Raw genomic sequence first — 17,473 nt, 5'->3', positions numbered from 1 at the left:
CTGATGGTGACAGTGTGAATACAGGCAAAAACGCCCGCGACAATATCTATCGCGGGCGTTTCCTATCTCGCGGGTCTTAAGCCGCCGTTATTAGGCTGACTTCAGCAGATCGCCGTGCGGATCGAGCACGAACTTGGTTGCGGCACCCTGGTCGAAGCTTTCATATCCCTGTACGGCGTCGTCGAGTGCGATGATCTTGGCGTTGACGATGTCAGCAATTGGCAGGCGGTCGTGCAGGATCGACTGCATGAGCTGGCGATTGTATTTCAGCACCGGCGTCTGGCCGGTATGGAAAGACTGTGCCTTGGCCCAACCGAGGCCGAAACGAAGCGACAGGCTGCCCTGTTTTGCTGCGGCATCGACGGCACCCGGGTCTTCGGTGACATAGAGGCCGGGAATGCCGATCGAGCCAGCGGCACGGGTGATTTCCATCATCTGGTTGAGAACGATGGCCGGCTGTTCGCCGCCCGAATGGCCACGCGCCTCGAAACCGACGGCATCGATGGCGCTGTCCACTTCGTTGGTGCCGACGACCTCGGCAATCATATCGCCCAGCCGGTCGCCCTTGGAAAGATCGACGGGCTCGAAGCCGACTTTGGCGGCGTGTGCAAGGCGATCCTTGTTGAAATCACCGATCATGACGACGGCGGCACCGAGAATACGGGCAGACGCGGCAGCCGCCAGACCGACCGGGCCGGCGCCCGCGACATAGACCGTGGAGCCGACACCGACGCCGGCCTTGACCGCGCCATGAAAGCCGGTCGGCAGGATGTCCGAGAGCATGGTGAGGTCGCGGATCTTGGACATTGCCCTGTCGCGGTCGGGAAATTTCAGAAGGTTGAAGTCGGCATAGGGAATGGTGACGTATCTCGCCTGTCCGCCGATCCAGCCGCCCATATCGACATAACCGTAGGCGCCGCCGGCACGGGCGGGGTTCACCGTCAGGCACACACCGGTATCCTGTGACTTGCAGCAGCGGCAGCGACCGCAGGCGACGTTGAACGGCACCGAGACGATATCGCCGATATCAAGCATCTCGACGTCGACGCCTTTTTCAATGACTTCGCCGGTGATCTCATGGCCAAGGACGAGGCCGGGCATCGCCGAGGTGCGGCCGCGCACCATATGTTGGTCCGAACCGCAGATATTCGTGGAAATAACCTTGAGAATGACACCGTGCTCGATACGGCGGCCATCCGGCGCCTCCAGCTTCGGGTCATCGATGTCGCGGACCTCGACCTGGCCGGGGCGCAAATAGACGACGCCTCTGTTTTTGCTCATATCCATCTCCTCCTTGGGTTGAACACCAATACCGGCCCGCTCCTCCACGGACAGGATATCGTCAAAACTCATGCGCGGACCCGTATGCGGCTCGCGTGAAATCTCAATCGGCGAAGGGATGGAAAGAAGAACAATCGGCGCGTTTGGACAAACGTCGCCTGCCTCTTGATCACCGCCCGCCGCAGATACCCGGCATTACGCCGGATATGTGCAGCAAACCATTTGGCGGGCGATGTGGCGGTCGGAAATACGACAACGCCTATAGCCGCAACGACACCGGCTCTCGCCAGATGTCACGGTGGCGTTATCTGTCGATCGATTTTCTCAGGCGCCCGGCGGCATCCTGAATATATTGCCAGGCGACGCGACCGGAGCGGCCGCCGCGCGTGGTCGCCCATTCCAGCGCCTCGTGATGCAGGGTTTCGCGATCAAGGCCGAGGTCGAAATGTTCGGCATAGCCGTCAATCATCGTCAGATAGTCTTCCTGGCCGCATTTGTGGAAGCCGAGCCACAGGCCGAAGCGGTCCGAGAGCGAGACCTTTTCCTCAACAGATTCCGAAGGGTTGATGGCGGTCGATTGCTCGTTCTCCATCATGTGGCGCGGCAGAAGATGACGGCGGTTGGACGTGGCATAAAACAGCACATTGTCCGGACGCCCCTCTATGCCGCCATCGAGTGCTGCCTTCAGCGACTTGTAGGCCGTGTCGTCGTGATCGAAGGAGAGGTCGTCGCAGAAGACGATGACGCGTTCGCCGGAAGCTTTCAATATATCCAGCAAGGCGGGCAGGGTGTGGATATCTTCGCGATGCACCTCGACCAGCTTCAGGGGAACGCCGCTTGCGGCGCGCACATCTTCGTGAACGGCCTTAACCAGCGAGGATTTACCCATGCCGCGTGCGCCCCAGAGCAACACGTTGTTGGCGGGAAAACCATCGGCAAAACGCAGCGTGTTCTCGTGCAGGATATCGCGCACATGATCGACGCCGCGAATGAGTTTCAGCGCAATGCGGTTCGGACGAGAGACCGGCTGCAGAAAGGAATTGACCGGCGTCCAGACAAAGCAATCCGCCGTATTCCAGTCGTTCACGGCAGGTGCCGGGCCTGCCAACCGTTCCATGGCGACGTTAAGCCGGCGCAGTTCGGCAAGAAGCAGGGTGGCCGTCTCTTCTCGAATCATGGTGTTTCTTTCGCTTATCCGGTGTTCAAAACGATGTTTTCAACCCGGCCTAGCATGGCGTTTCCGGCCCATAAAGGTTAAGAGGTCCGGAATCGGTACGGCGTGGCTTCTGCATCTGTTGCATTCCCGGCGTTCCCCACTATATTCCGGCGGCTTGAAAGCTGGGGCGGCATACGAGGTCGTGCTGTAATCGTTGAGGAGTTTTATATGTTCATTAGTCAAGCTTTTGCCCAGGACACGGCGGGCGGCGCGTCTGCATTCGGTTCCGGCCTTGAGATGCTTTTCCTGTTTGCACCGCTTATGGTGGTCTGGTACTTTTTCCTCATTCGCCCGCAGCGCGCGCAGATGAAGAAGCGCCAGGAAACGTTGACCAATATTCGCCGTGGCGATCAGGTCGTTCTTGGTGGCGGCATCGTTGGCAAGGTGACCAAGGTCATCGACGACAATGAACTCGAAGTCGAAATCGCCGAAGGCGTGAAAATCCGTGCCGCTCGTGCTTACATTGCCGAAGTGCGCGTGAAGGGCGAAGTGGTCAAGACGGAAGCCGCTTCCTGATCCTGCCGGATAATTGAACGTCCGCTTCCGAATTTGACGGGTTGCGCGTCGCGCAACCCCAACCCTGACCGAGATCGAAATGCTTCATTTTTCCCGTTGGAAAACAGTCTTTATCTGGTTGCTTGTGCTGGCAAGCGTCTTCATCGCATCTCCCAACCTGTTTTCGGACAAACAGCTGGAGAGCATGCCTGCCTGGTACAAGGACAACAAGGTAACACTCGGTCTCGACCTTCAGGGCGGCTCGCATATCATGCTCAAGATCGAGCGTTCCGACATCGTCAAGGAACGGCTTGAAACGATCGTGGGCGACGTGCGTACGCAGCTTCGCGACGCCAACATCCGCTATTCGGGGCTTACGGGCAACGGCCAGCAGATTCAGGTTCGCATCAGCGATCCCGCTCAATATGAAGCGGCGAAAACCGCGCTTCGCGACCTGACGCAGCCGGTGTCCGCCGGAACGCTGGTCGGCGGTTCCATCACAGAAGTGACGATGAACGACGGCGGCGACAATCTGCTGCGGCTCAACCTGACCGATGAAGGCGTGGATTATCGCCTGTCCTCGGCCGTGTCGCAGTCCATCGAAGTCGTGCGCCGCCGCGTTGACGAAGTCGGCACCACCGAACCACTCATCCAGCGTCAGGGTTCCGACCGCATCATCGTGCAGGTGCCGGGCCTCCAGGATCCGCAGCGCCTCAAATCGCTTCTCAACCAGACCGCAAAGCTGTCCTTCCGCATGGTCGATACCACCATGCCGGTGCAGGAAGCGATGAATGGCCGTCCGCCCGCGACGTCAGAGGTTCTTTATTCGCAGGACGACCCGCCGGTTCCCTATCTGGTGGAACGCCGCGCGCTCGTTTCCGGCGACAACCTCGTCGATGCGCAGGCAAGCTTCAACCAGCAGACCAACGAACCCGTCGTCACCTTCCGTTTCGACAGCCGCGGTGCGCAGCGCTTTGCGCAGGCGACGCAGCAGAATGTCGGCAAGCCTTTCGCCATCGTGCTGGACAATCAGGTCATTTCCGCACCTGTCATCCGTGAGCCGATCATCGGCGGTTCGGGACAGATTTCCGGCAGTTTCTCGGTTCAGGGCGCCAACGACCTTGCAGTCCTGCTGCGTGCGGGCGCACTTCCGGCCACGCTGACCGTGGTTGAGGAACGCACCGTCGGTCCGAGCCTTGGTAACGACTCCATCACCGCCGGCCTCACGGCAAGCGCCATCGGCGCCGTCGGCGTCCTCATCTTCATGTTCGTGTTTTACGGCTTCTTCGGCCTGCTTGCGAACATCGCCCTCATCGTCAACGTGGTCATGCTGATCGCCGTCCTCAGTGTGATCGGATCTACGCTCACCTTGCCCGGTATTGCCGGTATCGTCTTGACGATCGGTATGGCGGTGGATTCCAACGTTCTGATCTACGAGCGAATACGCGAAGAGGTGAAGAGCGGAAAACCGCTGATCCAGTCACTGGATAACGGTTTCACACGCGCCTTTGCGACCATTATCGACGCCAACCTGACGACGCTGATCGTTGCAAGCGTGCTGTTCTACATGGGTACGGGTCCGGTCAAGGGCTTTGCCGTCACGCTTGCGGTCGGTATCATCACCACCGTCTTCACGGCCTATACGCTGACGGCCTGGATGTTTGGCTACTGGGTTCGCCGCAGCCGTCCGAAACATCTGCCGAAGGGTGTACGCACCGCCATGTTCGACGGTCGCGACATTCCGTTCATGCGTTATCGCCGTGTGGTTTTCATGATCACCGGTGTGATCATGCTCGCCTGCGTCGGCGGCTTCGTGGCCAAGGGCCTGAACCTCGGCATCGATTTCCAGGGCGGCTCGGTCATCGAAGTGCGCGCCAAGCAGGGTGAGGCCGATCTCGCAGATATTCGCGAGCGTCTGAACCAGCTGAACCTCGGTGAAATCCAGGCACAGAATTTCGGTACGCCGCAGGACGTTCTCATCCGCATTCAGGCGCAGGATGGCGGCGAAAATGCCGAGCAGTCGGCAATCACCCTGGTGCGCGGCGAGTTGCAGGACAAGTATGATTTCCGTCGCGTGGAAGTCGTTGGTCCGGCCGTGTCCGGTGACCTGACCGTGACCTCCACGATCGGCGTTCTGCTCGCAATGGCGGCGATCATGGTCTACATCTGGGTTCGCTTCGAGTGGCAGTTTGCACTCGGCGCGGTCATCTCGATGGTGCACGACGTGGTCTTCACCATCGGCCTGTTCGTCTTCCTGGGTATAGAGTTCAACCTGACCAGTATCGCGGCGATCCTGACGATCATCGGTTATTCGCTGAACGATACGGTGGTCATCTATGACCGTGTCCGTGAAAACCTCCGGCGATACAAGAAGATGCCGCTTTCGATGATCATCGACGTATCGCTGAACCAGACCCTGTCGCGCACGATCCTTACCGGTCTGACCGTGCTTCTGGCACTGCTGGCACTGTATCTGTTCGGTGGCGAGGTCATCCGTTCCTTTACCTTCGCCATGTTGTTCGGCGTCGGTATCGGCGTGTTCTCCTCGGTCTATATCGCTGCTCCGGTGCTGATCGCCTTCAAGCTGCGTCCCGAAAGCAAGGATGCGGAAGACGAGAAGGATGAGAAGTCCGGCAATGCCATCGGCGGCAAGCCTGCCGTCTGATGGCCGGCGGGATTGAAATACGCCCGGCCCATTTTCCCGGCCGGGCGCCCATCGATGCCTATGGCAATGGCGGTTTCCGTTTCGCCGACATGTCGCACCGCGGCTCTCTCCTGTTGTTGCCTTCCGGCATTCACGGCTGGAGCCCGGTTGATGTGAAAGAATTGACGCTTGAGCATTTCGACAAGGTTCTGGCTGATGCGCAGGATATCGAGGTGCTTTTGATCGGCACGGGCGATGGCATGCGGGTCTTGCCGAAGGAATTGCGCGAAGCCTTCAGGCAAGCGGGCATTTCGGTCGATCCGATGAGCACGGGTGCTGCCGTGCGCACCTATAATATCATGCTTTCGGAATCGCGCGCCGTGGCTGCGGCGCTGATTGCCGTCGAAGGCTGACAGGACGTTTCGCGCGGGGAAACATGGCACCCACAGAGAATCTAGACGTCTGCCTCGCGACGCTGCGCGACACCGATCGCGACCGCTATCTCGCGTGCCTTCTGTCTCCGGCCGACAAGCGCGCAGCGCTTGCCGCGCTTTATGCCTTCAATGCCGAAATCGCCCGAATCCGCGATTCCGTGCGCGAGGCGCTGCCTGGCGAAGTTCGCATGCAATGGTGGCGCGATCTTCTTGATGGCAATGCGCATGGGGACAGCCAGTCTCACCCCGTTGCTGCCGCTCTTTTGTTGGCGATCGAGCAATATCGCCTGCCGCGACCGGTTCTTGCCAATATGATCGAGGCGCGCATCTTCGATCTTTATGACGATCTGTTCGTGGATCGTAACGCGCTCGAAGGCTATGCGGGGGAGACCGCCTCGGCACTGATCCAGCTGGCTAGCCTTGTGCTTTCGCCGGAAGACACTCCAGCAAGTGCGGAAGCTGCGGGGCATGCGGGGGTTGCGCAGGCCATGGCCGGCATTCTACTGCTGATGCCGCTGCACCGTCGTCGTGGGCAGATCTATATCCCCGCGGATATGCTCGCGGCTGCCGGGCTTGATCGCGAGACTTTTCTGGAAGGCGACGACAAACAACGCATCGGCATCGCCATCGAGATTTTTGCAACGCACGCGCTTGATCATATCGAGAAGGCGAGACGCGCCAAGATTTCCCGGAATGTCTTTGCGGCTTATCTTCCCGTTGCCTTGTCCGGTCCGGTCATCGCCGCTGCCAGAAAGGCGGGAGCGGGCGTGTTTGAAGGCGAAGTGCAACTGTCGCAGCTTCGCCGCCAATGGCTGCTGGCAAAGGCGTCTTTCCTCAAGCGTTTCTGATTGCTCGACCTGCACATGGCGCGGACAGATCGGAGCCGATTTTCGCGTCGGGGCAGAAGAGCCATACTTCACGCAAGCCTCGGTGTTTAAGACCTTGAACCGGGTTCGCATCGTTTCGATTCGCGAATCGCGATGTTTCGGTGCTGAGGGAGCCTTCCCGGATGAATATGGCGGTCTGGATAATCGTTTTCGTGCTGCTTGCGGTCTTCGCTGTTTATGCCTGGCGCATGACGCGGGCGACGGATGAGGATAATAACCACGATGTGGGGCAAGCGATCATGGATTTTGCCCGCGCGTTTCCCACCGAGGCGATCAGAAGCCTGCATATGACGGTGGATGGCGGTGCAGCCTTCGTGCGGCTGCACGACAACAAGGCCGGCTTCATGCGCAATATGGGATCCCATTATGTGTGCCTGATGATCGATCCCGAGCGGATAAGGGTCGAAAGTCTGGAGAGCGGTGACGGTTTCGTCGTTACGTTTTTCGATACGCCGAAATATAGCGGATCATACCGCTTCAAATCCGCCGGAGAGGCCGCCGAGGTTTCGCTGTGGCTGCTCGGTAGCCTTGTGGAGGCGCAGGACCATCACGACGAAGGACCGCAGCCCTCGGGCGCCTGAAAGCGTTCTGGGCGTCATTGTCCGTCGAGCGGCGGGTTAGCCTGCGTCTGCACGCGCTCGCGCCAGATGATGAAAAGGCCGGATGCAACGATGATGAGGATGCCGAGCCATTTCGATGGCGTCGGAAAATCCGAAAACAGCGCATAACCGAGAACCGTCGCCGAGATGATCTCGAAATACTGGAATGGTGCCAGAAGCGACAGCGGCGCCAGCCTGAAGGCCCTGACGATCAGGAGATGCATATAGCCGGATATCGACCCCAGCAGGATGAGCAGGGTGAGGGTGAAGCCGGATTGCGGAAGCGAGATCGCGAAATCCTTGTCACCGTAGGCGTCGCCGGCCAGAAGGGCTGCTGCCATGAACACCGTGCCGGCAATGCCGGACATGGTTTGCATGACAAGCGGACTGTCGGCATCGCCGATGGCGCGGTTAAGGAACAGGTAGAGCGTGTAGAGAAATGCGCAGGCGACCGGCAGGAGCGATGTCCAGCCGAAGATCTCAAAACTCGGCTGAATGACGATCAGAGCGCCGCCGAAACCCACCGCAATCGCTGTCCAGCGTTTCCAGCCGACCCTGTCGCCGAGAAACAGGGCCGACATCATCGTCAGCATGAATGGCTCGACGAAATAGATGGCAAAGACATCGGCGAGTGGCATGTATTTGACGGCGGCGAAGAACATCAGGCTGGCACTGGCATGCAGCACTCCGCGCAGGCAGTTCATCCACGGTCGTCTGGCGCTGAACAGCGCTTTGGGTGAGACCAGCAGCAGCAGGGGCAGGGTGCACAAAAGCTGGAAAAAGAAGCGGTAGAAGGTGACCTGCGCCGGTGACATGCCGCCGCTGACCGCCATGTATTTGGCGATGGCATCCATGACGGGCAGCACGAACATGCAGCCCGCCATGATCATCATGCCCTTGGCGACATCGTTGAAACCGGTCTGGCTGGTCATGGGTCGGGCTGCGCTTTCAACCAAAAGGTCCAACGAGGAAACGGGAGCGCCAGAAGGCGCCCCCCCTCGACGAGGTCAGGCGGCCTTCTGGCGCGGCAGGCTCTTCATATCAATGACGAAGCGATAACGCACATCGCTTTTTATCATGCGTTCATAAGCCTCATTGATCTGATCGATATTGATCATCTCGATTTCGGCGGCGATGCCTTTTTCGGCGCAGAAATCCAGCATTTCCTGGGTTTCTGGAATGCCGCCGATCATCGAGCCGGCGAAAGTCTTGCGGCCGGGGATGAGGCTGAATGCGTGCACGGAGAGCGGTTTTTCGGGCGCTCCGACCTGCACCAAGGCGCCATCCCGCTTCAGCAACGCAAGATAGGCGTTGATATCGTGGTCGGCGGCAACCGCGTCGATGATAAGATCGAGGCTGGAAGCCGCTTTTTTCATCTGGTCGGCATCGCGTGAGACGATCACCTCATGGGCGCCGAGCTTTTTCGCGTCTTCCGCCTTGCCGGGAGAGGTGGTGATCATCACGACCGTGGCGCCCATGGCATTGGCAATCTTGACTGCCATATGGCCGAGGCCACCGAGACCGACGACGCCGATACGCTTGCCGGGACCTGCATTCCAGTGCCGCAGCGGCGAATAGGTGGTTATGCCGGCGCAGAGCAGGGGTGCTGCGGCTGCTGGATCGAGCCCCTCGGGGATCCGCAGCACATAGCGATCATCGACGACCACATGGGCGGAATAACCACCAAGCGTATGTGCGCCGCCGCCCATGGCCTTGTCAGGCGAGTTATAGGTGCCGGTCATGCCGTTTTCGCAATATTGCTCCAGCCCTTCGGCACAGCTTGCGCATTCACGGCAGCTGTCGACGATACAGCCGACGCCGACGCGGTCACCCGCCTTGAATTTCGTGACCTGCGCGCCCACCCGACCGACACGGCCGATGATTTCGTGACCGGGGACGCAGGGGTAGAGAGAACCCGGCCATTCGCTGCGGGCCGTATGGATATCGGAGTGGCAGACGCCACAGAACTCGATTTCGATTTCGACATCGCGCGGGCCGGGATCGCGACGCTTGATGGTCGCGAGCTTCATCGGCGAAGAACCGTCATCGCAGGCATAGGCTGACGTTGTGAACATGGTCGTTCCTCCTCTTGTGGTGATCGATTTTGGATGCATTGGCAGGCGACAAAAAAGTTGCGGCGGGTTTCAACCGCCGGAGCCGGCTTCGGGCACTGCCGGGCCAAAGACCTCCTCGAAGGCCTCTCGCAGCAAAACATCGACATCGCCGATCATAACCGGCAATCCAAGATCGACAAGGCTGGTGACGCCATAGGCGCTGATGCCGCATGGAACGATGCCGGAAAAATGCGCAAGGTCGGGATCGACATTGATCGACAGCCCGTGAAAGCTCACCCATTTGCGCAACCGGATGCCGAGTGCGGCGATCTTGTCCTCAGCCATGCCACCATCTGGAAGCAGGGGTTTTTCCGGACGCCTGACCCAGACGCCAACCCGGTCTTCGCGCCGTTCGCCACGGACATTCATCTTGTCGAGCGTGCGGATGATGACATTCTCCAGCGCGGCAACATAGGCGCGGACATCCTGGCGCCGGCGTTTCAGGTCCAGCATGACGTAAACGACGCGCTGTCCCGGCCCGTGGTAGGTATATTCGCCGCCGCGACCGGTGGCGAAGACCGGAAAACGCTCCGGCTCGATGAGGTCGGCGACATCGGCGCTGGTGCCTGCCGTGTAGAGTGGCGGGTGCTCCAGAAGCCACACGAGTTCGTCGGCCTCGCCATTGGCGATGGCGGCAACTTCCCGTTCCATCTCTTCTATTGCCAGTTCGTAAGGCACGAGACCTTCCGAGATTCGCCAGCGAACAGGCGGCGAGCCGGGAACGGGCAGCATATTTGTCTCGATATCCGTGCGTGTGAGCATGAAAAAGTCCTTTCCACAGCCTTCTCGCAAAATGACGAGAAGGCTGCAACCCCAGCATTTCCGGGCTTCCTGCATATAGGGTGGGCCGTGCCGATTTTTAATTTCAAAAAACTGTCACGACGCTCTTGTGCACCCAAAATCCTTTTGCTACATGCACCCCCGTCGGCGCAAGTCGACGCCTACCACGATGCGGTCGTGGCGGAATTGGTAGACGCGCAGCGTTGAGGTCGCTGTGGGGTAACCCGTGGAAGTTCGAGTCTTCTCGACCGCACCAAAGAAACCCGCTTCGGCGGGTTTTTTCTTTTTCTGCCAATTGTTTGGCTTTGCTCCTCCCAAAAAAGAAGTAGCAGTTACGTCGATTAAATAAGCCTCGGGCGACTTCGACTTGTTTCGTCTCGGCAGCCCGGGCTGTAAATTTCGGGGCGTCAGATTATCCATCTTGCCGCCATTCGGATGAGATGTTTGCGGCTTAGCGTCTCCCCGCGCGATTGCCGTCACCGACCCGGTAGGGGTCGCCATCCATGACCTGGTCCATCCGCCATTCGTTTCCGCGATAAGGGCTTTGCCACGTCTGGCAGCCAGCTAGAAAGACAGTTGCCGACAGCAACCCAAAAGTAAGAGCGGTTCGCAGCATATGAGCCTCCTTCGAAATTTCATCATGCAGTCATGTAGGTGCAAGCGGTTGGCTTTGCGACGCTTTTTTTGGAAATTATCGTGCTTTCGAAACCGGCATCCGGATCAGGCGCCATTAAATTTCGGTGGATATCGATACACGTTGTAGTAGCCGGTTAAATACCCCCTCAAAACAAGGGGTGGAATATTAGAGGTCTGATGTTAGCGTTTGTCAGAAAAAAAGGTCTGGAGGTTTTCGTGCAGGGGGACAAAGCGGATTCAGACAATGCGCTCGGCTATTATATGTGGAGCATTTCCGACAATAGGTTGATCATGGACACCGTCACCGCGGAGTGTCATGGGTTTTCCGAAACGGTGGCATCGCGAGGTGTGTCGATTGAGGATATTCTCGAAAGAATAGATGTGGAAATGCGCGATCAGGTGGCGCGGGCAATTTTCGAAAGCATTACCACCGGCGTGTTTTTCGACCAGCGCTACAAGGTGCATCTGCCTGATGGTTCCATCCGCTGGATTGTGGCGAAGGGCAGGGCGATTTTCGATGCTGAAAATACGCCGTTTCTTGGTCTCGGCAGCGTTCGTGATATCACTCTAAAAAAAACCTACCAGTTCGAGCCGCGCCAATAGCTATCGAGTGTCATGAAAATCGCGCAAAAAAAGAGGCGGCTTTCGCCGCCTTTTTCTGTTCGCACGCTACCGGGGTATCAGAAGACGGCGAGATATTTCAGCAGCGAAATAATGCCGATGATGATGACGATGACTTGCGCGATCTGTTTCGCGCCGCCGCCGACGGGCAGTCGTGCGATGAGCCACAAGACGAGCACGATCACCAGGAAGGTGATCAGAATGCTGACGAGCGTAGATGTAACCATAGGTCCCAGCTCCCTGTATAATAAAGGTTCAACGGTCGTTCACCGTTGTGTGAGTAAAAAGCGCCAGACAGGTTTTGGTTCCATGCGATCGGTTGCACGCGATTAAATTAGGAATATTTGAATGATAGATGGTGGAAAGGTGAAGTTGAGGCCGGTGGGCGCCACGGCCAAGGTCGGGCGGCTTGGTCGCCCGCTGATTTCGACAGTGACCGGCGGCGCCCTGGAAATTGTGACGGGTGTCTCTGAACCGGGCTTCAATCCGATCGACCTCCTTTATTCGTCGCTTGCGGCATGCCTGGCGCTCAGCGCCCGGATTGCGGTGAGCCGCATGGGGTTGCTGGACAGCTTCGAGAGCGTGTTCGTTGACGTTTCCGGTGAGAAATCCGCGCAGGAGCCCTATCGCATCATCCGTTTCGATATCAGGATGGAGATTGCCGGTAATTTCGATGAGGCGACGCGCGCCGCAATTGCCCATGCGGCCGAAGATATCTGCACCGTTAGCAACACTTTGAAAGGCGACGCGGACTTTGCTCTTTCGATCGCTAGCTGATCGTCACGGCTTTCGGGATTTTTCCCATTTCTTCACCAGCCGGTCGCGTTTCAGCTTCGACAGGCGCTTCAGCCAGAACACACCATCCAGCTGGTCGATCTCGTGCTGGATGCAGATGGCGTGAAATCCCTTGGCGCTCTTTCGATGTTCCACGCCCGCTACGTCCTCAAACCTCACCTCGACGTCAGACGGGCGTTCCACCTCTTCGGTGAAGCCCGGCATCGAGACGCTACCTTCCACATGCCGCACGGTTTGCGCGGAGTGACTGACGATTTGGGGATTGATGTATGTCAGCACGGTTCCCGGCGTCAGCTCAAGCACGAAGACGCGCTGTTTTACACCGATGTGAGCCGCGGTGATGCCGACGCCGGGCGCGGCGCGCATGGTGTCGATCAGGTCCGTGACCAGATTTTGCAGGTGGTCGTCAAAAACAGTGACCGGCGCGCAAATCTCGGAAAGACCGGCATGGGGGTAGGGCAGGATCGGCCTGATTGCCAAGGAATGCTCCGTTCGTTTCAGGTTTGGGAGGATGGTGCGGCAAGCGCTTGTCCTTCCGCTGTGACCTCCAGCCAACTGCGCTGGGTGCGGGCGTCGCGTTTCGTCACCCGCACAAAGCGCGGTGACAGGGCGGAGATTTCGCGCAGGACGAGGGCATGCGCAAGCCCCAGCCGATTGGCGATGCTGCGGCTGTCGGTGGCGATATCCATATTGATGGCCAGAAGGATCGCCGCGCCCGTGGCCGAAAGCGCCTGCGACGGTCCTTGCACGATCTGCTCCACCGCTGCCATGAAAGCCGCTGCAGATTGTTCCTCACCCATCAAGCCATCCTGTTCAAGAGGCGGAACCGGCAAGCAGGCGGAAGGAGACGAGTACCGATTTCGACGTTGGCGTGAAGCTGCCTTCGCCATAGCTTGACAGCGGCACCAGCACGTTCAGTTCCGGATAATATCCGCCGACACTGCCGCGCGGAATATTGTAGGGGACCAACCGGAAATTTTGGGCGATCCGCTCCATGCCATCGCCATATTCGCCGATGACGTCGACGCGCTGGCGGGAGTGGGCGCCCAGCGCCTCCATATCCGCAGGATTCATGAAGATGACCTGACGTTCGCCATAAACACCGCGATAACGGTCATCCATGCCGTAAATCGTGGTGTTGTACTGATCGTGGCTGCGGAATGTCTGCAGCACGAAAAGATTGTCGCCCGTGAGCGCCTGCTGATGCTCGGTCTGTTCGGGAAGCGGGCCGCTATAAAAGACGGCCTTTTTTGCCGGCGTGTTCCATTCCCGTTCGGAGGCCGTGTTGCGCAGGCGAAAACCGCGCGGCACGCGGACGCGTTGGTTGAAATTGTCGAAACCGGGGATGACCCGCTCGATCATGTCTCGGATGAGATCGTAATCCTCGGCAAGCGCTTTCCAGTCGACCTGCGCATTGCCAAGGGTCGCTTGCGCAATGCCGGCAACGATGGCGACTTCGGAGCGCAGTTCCTCCGAGGCTGGCGGATTGATGCCGCCGGAACCATGCACCATGCTCATGGAATCCTCGACCGTGACGATCTGCGGCTTGCCCGCAGAATTACGGTCGATTTCCGTTCGGCCAAGGCAGGGCAGCACGAAGGAGATTTCGCCTGGCACCAGATGCGAATGGTTGAGCTTGGTGGCGATATTGACCGTCAGCTTCTGATTTTCGAAAGCCTTGACGATCAGCGGACTGTCGGGCGTTGCCCGCATGAAGTTGCCGCCGAGCGCGATGAAGGTTTGCGCCTTGCCATCCAGCATGGCGGCTACGGCCTCCACGGTGTTGTGGCCGGGTTTGCGCGGCATGGCGACGCCGAGTTCTTTTTCCAGTGCGTCTAGCAGCGCCGGCGGCGCTTTTTCATCGATACCGACGGTTCGGTCACCCTGAACGTTGGAATGGCCGCGCACCGGGCAAAGACCAGCACCGGGGCGGCCGATATTACCGCGCAGCAACATGAAATTGGTGATTTCGCGAACCATGATGACGGAGTGGCGATGCTGGGTGACGCCCATGGCCCAGGTGGCGATGACGGAGCCGGCATTCATGTAGATGCGGGCGGCTTCTTCGATTTCTGCGCGGGTGAGGCCGGACTGGTCGAGAATGCTTTCCCAGCTGGTCGCCTCAACGGCATCACGATAAGCCTCGAACTCGACCGCATGTTCGGCGATGAAGTCGTAGTCGATGATGGCAGATTCTCCGGCAATCCTTGCGGCATCGTCGGCTGCAAAGATCGCCTTGCTCATGCCGCGCACCACCGCCATATCGCCGCCTTGCCGGGGCTGGTAATAGTTGGTGGCGATCTTGGTATTGCCGCCGGTGATCATCTCGATCTTGTCCTGCGGATCGGCGAAGCGCTCCAGCCCCTTTTCCTTGATCGGATTGAGGACGACGATTTTCGCGCCGCGAAGCGCTGCCCGGCGCAGGTCGCCCAGCATGCGCGGGTGGTTCGTGCCGGGATTTTGGCCGATTACGAAGATCGCGTCTGCCTGCTCGAAGTCTTCCAGGAGCACCGTGCCCTTGCCGACGCCGATCGACGCTTTCAGGCCGACACCGCTTGCCTCGTGGCACATGTTGGAGCAGTCGGGAAAATTGTTCGTGCCGTAAAGCCGCACCATCAATTGATAGATGAAGGCTGCCTCGTTGGAGGCGCGACCGGATGTGTAGAATTCCGCCCGGTCCGGGCTGTCGAGGCCGTTGAGAACGCCGCCGATTTCGGCAAAGGCGTCGTCCCAGGAGACCGGCAGATATTTGTCGCTCGCCCGGTCGTAACGCATCGGGTGGGTGAGGCGGCCCTGTTTTTCCAGATCGTAGTCAGACCAGCCGCGCAGTTCGGAGACGGTGCGGGTGGCAAAAAAATCGGGCGGCACCCGGGCTTCCGTCGCTTCCCATGCGACCGCCTTGACGCCGTTTTCGCAGAATTCGAAGGAGGAGCCATGCTCCGGATCGCCCCATGCGCAGCCCGGGCAATCGAATCCATCCGGCTGGTTTGCCTTCAGCAGCGTGCGTGCGCCGGAAATCGGCGCGCCGGATTCCATCAGCCGTTTGCCAACGCTTTTAAGCGCGCCCCAGCCACCTGCGGCGGCGGAAGCCTTGCCGATGAAATCTGTCTTGCTCATTGTCGTGATTTTCCTGAAATTTTCCTGGCCGTCCCGGGGTACTTACCGTTTGGCAATGGCCAATCATATATAAAAAAAGCTCTTTCAGAATCGTCTATGGGCGACATATGTCAATCTCTATCTTACCGGTTCCGACGGAACGGCAGGGCTTTCCGGGCGTTGTGCGGATTGAGGTGCACTGTCTGCCGCTGCATCATCATGGAGTGCTACGCTCTTCAATCATGGTCTTGCTAAAGGGCGGTCCATGACATTTTCGTCGCAGTTCCGAAGCCCGTTGTTTTTCACCTATCCGGTTGTTGACAATATACTTTTTAACGCCATTCTGCCTGCAAATTCGTGCACTGCGGCATTTAAAGAAGGGGACGCCAGATGACAGACCGTGACGACGATCTTCTCGCGCCCGAAGAGTTGAAACCGACAGAAGCACCCTCCGATATCTACGCCGAGGACGGCTCTGTCCGCTCCGACTTTCTGGCGATGGTGGGGGCGGCGATTGCCGACCGCGATCTGCTTTTCCTGCGCAAGAATGTGGCGCGGCTGCATGAGTCTGAACTCGGCGACGTGCTGGAGTCCATCATGCCGGAGCAGCGCCACGCGCTCGTGCGGTTGCTGGGTTCCGATTTTGACATGACGGCGCTGACCGAGGTGGATGAAGGCATCCGTCTCGATATCGTCGACCAGATGTCGAATGAGCAGATCGCTGCCGGTATCGGCGAACTGGATTCGGACGACGCCGTCTACATTCTCGAGGATCTCGACGACGAGGACCGCGAGGACATCCTCTCGCAACTCCCGTTCACCGAACGGGTGCGGCTGATGCGGGCGCTGGATTATCCGGAAAGCTCTGCCGGCCGCCGCATGCAGACGGAATTCGTTGCCGTGCCGCCGTTCTGGACCGTGGGACAGACCATTGATTATCTGCGCGAGGAGGAGGAGTTACCGGATTCCTTTACGCAGATCTTCGTCATCGACCCCACGTTCAAGCTTGTCGGCGCTCTCGATCTTGACAAGGTGCTGCGCGCCAAGCGTCAGGTGAAGATCGAAACGATCATGCACGAGACCAACCACTCCATTCCGGCCGAAATGGACCAGGAAGAAGCGGCGCAGCTTTTCGAACAATACGACCTTCTGTCCGCCGCCGTGGTGGACAATAACGGCCGTCTGGTCGGCGTGCTTACCATCGATGACGTGGTCGACGTCATTCAGGAAGAAGCCGAAGAGGATTTGCTGCGCCTTGGCGGTGTGGGCGACGAAGAACTGTCTGACAGCATCACCAGCACATCGCGCTCGCGTGTGCCGTGGCTTGCGGTCAACCTCCTTACCGCCTTTCTGTCTGCCTCCGTCATCAGCCTGTTCGATGCGACGATCCAGCAGATCATTGCGCTGGCGATTTTGATGCCGACGGTTGCCGGCATGGGCGGCAATGCCGGATCGCAGACCATGACCGTGTCCGTGCGGGCGCTGGCTACCAAGAGCCTCGATATTCACAACGCTGCCCGCATTATCAGGCGTGAAGCGGGCGTTGGCATCCTGAACGGACTGTTGTTCGGCTGTGCCATCGGCATCGTTGCAGGCGTGTGGTTCCAGGATGTCCATATCGGCGGCATCATTGCCGCAGCCATGTGTCTCAACATGCTGGCGGCGGCGCTGGCAGGCATTCTCATTCCGCTGGTTCTCGACAGGTTCGGGGCAGACCCCGCCGTTTCCTCTGCCGTCTTCGTGACGGCGGTAACGGACATTGTTGGCTTTTTTTCGTTTCTGGGCATCGCTACCTGGTGGTACGGTATTTCGGGATAGGCCCGAACAGGCGAAAGCGGCAGGAAAAATTGACTTTTACGTGAAGGTCAAATAATA

General features: G+C 58.8%; 17 protein-coding genes and 1 tRNA gene. 9 read left to right on the top strand and 9 right to left on the bottom strand.

Translation table 11 applies throughout. The features are described from left to right. Positions 1 to 90 precede the first annotated feature (90 nt). The gene (gene fdhA, locus CRP02_RS19135; protein WP_097103312.1) at positions 91 to 1,281 is read right to left on the bottom strand and encodes a formaldehyde dehydrogenase, glutathione-independent; all 1,191 of its coding nucleotides are present in this window, start codon (positions 1,279 to 1,281) and stop codon (positions 91 to 93) included. Between the two features lie 304 nt (positions 1,282 to 1,585). Then, complete coding sequence (locus CRP02_RS19130; protein WP_097172019.1) at positions 1,586 to 2,458, bottom strand: ATP-binding protein; 873 nt, start codon at positions 2,456 to 2,458, stop codon at positions 1,586 to 1,588. A gap of 207 nt (positions 2,459 to 2,665) precedes the next feature. On the opposite strand from CRP02_RS19130, the gene yajC reads away from it, so the two are divergent. From yajC to CRP02_RS19105, 5 genes are all read left to right on the top strand, one after another. Further along, entirely contained in the window at positions 2,666 to 3,013 is a 348-nt protein-coding gene (gene yajC / locus CRP02_RS19125) for a preprotein translocase subunit YajC (RefSeq protein ID WP_003515350.1), read from the top strand. A gap of 79 nt (positions 3,014 to 3,092) precedes the next feature. After that, positions 3,093 to 5,657, top strand: a complete 2,565-nt coding sequence (gene secDF, locus CRP02_RS19120) for a protein translocase subunit SecDF (RefSeq protein WP_097102649.1) — start codon at positions 3,093 to 3,095, stop codon at positions 5,655 to 5,657. Then, the gene (locus CRP02_RS19115; protein WP_003515346.1) at positions 5,657 to 6,049 is read left to right on the top strand and encodes an Mth938-like domain-containing protein; all 393 of its coding nucleotides are present in this window, start codon (positions 5,657 to 5,659) and stop codon (positions 6,047 to 6,049) included. Before secDF ends, CRP02_RS19115 begins: the two co-directional genes overlap by 1 nt. 23 nt (positions 6,050 to 6,072) lie before the next feature. Then, positions 6,073 to 6,918 (top strand): phytoene/squalene synthase family protein, encoded by an 846-nt coding sequence (locus CRP02_RS19110; RefSeq protein ID WP_097172018.1) that lies wholly within the window; start codon positions 6,073 to 6,075, stop codon positions 6,916 to 6,918. A gap of 161 nt (positions 6,919 to 7,079) precedes the next feature. Next, positions 7,080 to 7,538 (top strand): hypothetical protein, encoded by a 459-nt coding sequence (locus tag CRP02_RS19105; RefSeq protein ID WP_003515343.1) that lies wholly within the window; start codon positions 7,080 to 7,082, stop codon positions 7,536 to 7,538. Between the two features lie 14 nt (positions 7,539 to 7,552). Here CRP02_RS19105 and CRP02_RS19100 read toward each other — a convergent pair whose 3' ends face one another. From CRP02_RS19100 to lipB, 3 genes are all read right to left on the bottom strand, one after another. Then, positions 7,553 to 8,488 carry a DMT family transporter gene (locus tag CRP02_RS19100; RefSeq protein WP_174001815.1) on the bottom strand — a complete coding sequence of 312 codons (936 nt, stop codon included), beginning with the start codon at positions 8,486 to 8,488 and terminating at the stop codon, positions 7,553 to 7,555. 75 nt (positions 8,489 to 8,563) lie between these two features. Next, the gene (locus CRP02_RS19095; protein WP_003515339.1) at positions 8,564 to 9,631 is read right to left on the bottom strand and encodes an NAD(P)-dependent alcohol dehydrogenase; all 1,068 of its coding nucleotides are present in this window, start codon (positions 9,629 to 9,631) and stop codon (positions 8,564 to 8,566) included. A gap of 69 nt (positions 9,632 to 9,700) precedes the next feature. Next, entirely contained in the window at positions 9,701 to 10,432 is a 732-nt protein-coding gene (gene lipB / locus CRP02_RS19090) for a lipoyl(octanoyl) transferase LipB (protein ID WP_038491058.1), read from the bottom strand. Positions 10,433 to 10,621: 189 nt separating this feature from the next. Here lipB and CRP02_RS19085 point away from each other — a divergent pair. Both CRP02_RS19085 and CRP02_RS19075 read left to right on the top strand, forming a co-directional pair. Beyond that, positions 10,622 to 10,706: transfer RNA gene (locus CRP02_RS19085), tRNA-Leu, on the top strand. Between the two features lie 557 nt (positions 10,707 to 11,263). Further along, entirely contained in the window at positions 11,264 to 11,689 is a 426-nt protein-coding gene (locus CRP02_RS19075; protein WP_097102643.1) for a PAS domain-containing protein, read from the top strand. Between the two features lie 77 nt (positions 11,690 to 11,766). On the opposite strand, the gene CRP02_RS19070 is transcribed toward CRP02_RS19075, so the two are convergent. Further along, entirely contained in the window at positions 11,767 to 11,934 is a 168-nt protein-coding gene (locus tag CRP02_RS19070) for a Thivi_2564 family membrane protein (RefSeq protein ID WP_003502827.1), read from the bottom strand. Positions 11,935 to 12,055: 121 nt separating this feature from the next. On the opposite strand from CRP02_RS19070, the gene CRP02_RS19065 reads away from it, so the two are divergent. Beyond that, positions 12,056 to 12,484 (top strand): OsmC family protein, encoded by a 429-nt coding sequence (locus tag CRP02_RS19065; RefSeq protein ID WP_097172017.1) that lies wholly within the window; start codon positions 12,056 to 12,058, stop codon positions 12,482 to 12,484. Positions 12,485 to 12,487: 3 nt separating this feature from the next. Here CRP02_RS19065 and CRP02_RS19060 read toward each other — a convergent pair whose 3' ends face one another. The 3 genes from CRP02_RS19060 to CRP02_RS19050 are packed head-to-tail and all read right to left on the bottom strand — an operon-like array spanning position 12,488 to position 15,619. Continuing rightward, entirely contained in the window at positions 12,488 to 12,982 is a 495-nt protein-coding gene (locus tag CRP02_RS19060) for a peptide deformylase (RefSeq protein ID WP_097172016.1), read from the bottom strand. A 17-nt stretch (positions 12,983 to 12,999) separates the two neighbouring features. Continuing rightward, complete coding sequence (locus tag CRP02_RS19055; RefSeq protein WP_097102636.1) at positions 13,000 to 13,302, bottom strand: hypothetical protein; 303 nt, start codon at positions 13,300 to 13,302, stop codon at positions 13,000 to 13,002. 13 nt (positions 13,303 to 13,315) lie between these two features. Further along, complete coding sequence (locus tag CRP02_RS19050; protein WP_097172015.1) at positions 13,316 to 15,619, bottom strand: FdhF/YdeP family oxidoreductase; 2,304 nt, start codon at positions 15,617 to 15,619, stop codon at positions 13,316 to 13,318. A 369-nt stretch (positions 15,620 to 15,988) separates the two neighbouring features. Between CRP02_RS19050 and mgtE the strand changes: the two genes are divergently transcribed. Continuing rightward, entirely contained in the window at positions 15,989 to 17,416 is a 1,428-nt protein-coding gene (gene mgtE / locus CRP02_RS19045) for a magnesium transporter (protein WP_013636179.1), read from the top strand. The last annotated feature ends 57 nt before the right edge of the window (positions 17,417 to 17,473 follow it).

It is taken from the genome of Rhizobium sp. AN5, from assembly GCF_900215255.1.
GTDB classification, from domain to species: Bacteria; Pseudomonadota; Alphaproteobacteria; order Rhizobiales; family Rhizobiaceae; genus Agrobacterium; species Agrobacterium tumefaciens.
The sequence above is the reverse complement of the archived record's forward strand: the minus strand, read 5'-3'. Positions and strand labels throughout refer to the sequence as shown.

Coding starts and splice junctions, on each gene's coding strand:
- fdhA (WP_097103312.1), bottom strand. CDS start 1,281: ATGAGCAAAAACAGAGGCGTCGTCTATTTGCGCCCCGGCCAGGTCGAG.
- CRP02_RS19130 (WP_097172019.1), bottom strand. CDS start 2,458: ATGATTCGAGAAGAGACGGCCACCCTGCTTCTTGCCGAACTGCGCCGG.
- yajC (WP_003515350.1), top strand. CDS start 2,666: ATGTTCATTAGTCAAGCTTTTGCCCAGGACACGGCGGGCGGCGCGTCT.
- secDF (WP_097102649.1), top strand. CDS start 3,093: ATGCTTCATTTTTCCCGTTGGAAAACAGTCTTTATCTGGTTGCTTGTG.
- CRP02_RS19115 (WP_003515346.1), top strand. CDS start 5,657: ATGGCCGGCGGGATTGAAATACGCCCGGCCCATTTTCCCGGCCGGGCG.
- CRP02_RS19110 (WP_097172018.1), top strand. CDS start 6,073: ATGGCACCCACAGAGAATCTAGACGTCTGCCTCGCGACGCTGCGCGAC.
- CRP02_RS19105 (WP_003515343.1), top strand. CDS start 7,080: ATGAATATGGCGGTCTGGATAATCGTTTTCGTGCTGCTTGCGGTCTTC.
- CRP02_RS19100 (WP_174001815.1), bottom strand. CDS start 8,488: ATGACCAGCCAGACCGGTTTCAACGATGTCGCCAAGGGCATGATGATC.
- CRP02_RS19095 (WP_003515339.1), bottom strand. CDS start 9,631: ATGTTCACAACGTCAGCCTATGCCTGCGATGACGGTTCTTCGCCGATG.
- lipB (WP_038491058.1), bottom strand. CDS start 10,432: ATGCTCACACGCACGGATATCGAGACAAATATGCTGCCCGTTCCCGGC.
- CRP02_RS19075 (WP_097102643.1), top strand. CDS start 11,264: ATGTTAGCGTTTGTCAGAAAAAAAGGTCTGGAGGTTTTCGTGCAGGGG.
- CRP02_RS19070 (WP_003502827.1), bottom strand. CDS start 11,934: ATGGTTACATCTACGCTCGTCAGCATTCTGATCACCTTCCTGGTGATC.
- CRP02_RS19065 (WP_097172017.1), top strand. CDS start 12,056: ATGATAGATGGTGGAAAGGTGAAGTTGAGGCCGGTGGGCGCCACGGCC.
- CRP02_RS19055 (WP_097102636.1), bottom strand. CDS start 13,302: ATGGGTGAGGAACAATCTGCAGCGGCTTTCATGGCAGCGGTGGAGCAG.
- CRP02_RS19050 (WP_097172015.1), bottom strand. CDS start 15,619: ATGAGCAAGACAGATTTCATCGGCAAGGCTTCCGCCGCCGCAGGTGGC.
- mgtE (WP_013636179.1), top strand. CDS start 15,989: ATGACAGACCGTGACGACGATCTTCTCGCGCCCGAAGAGTTGAAACCG.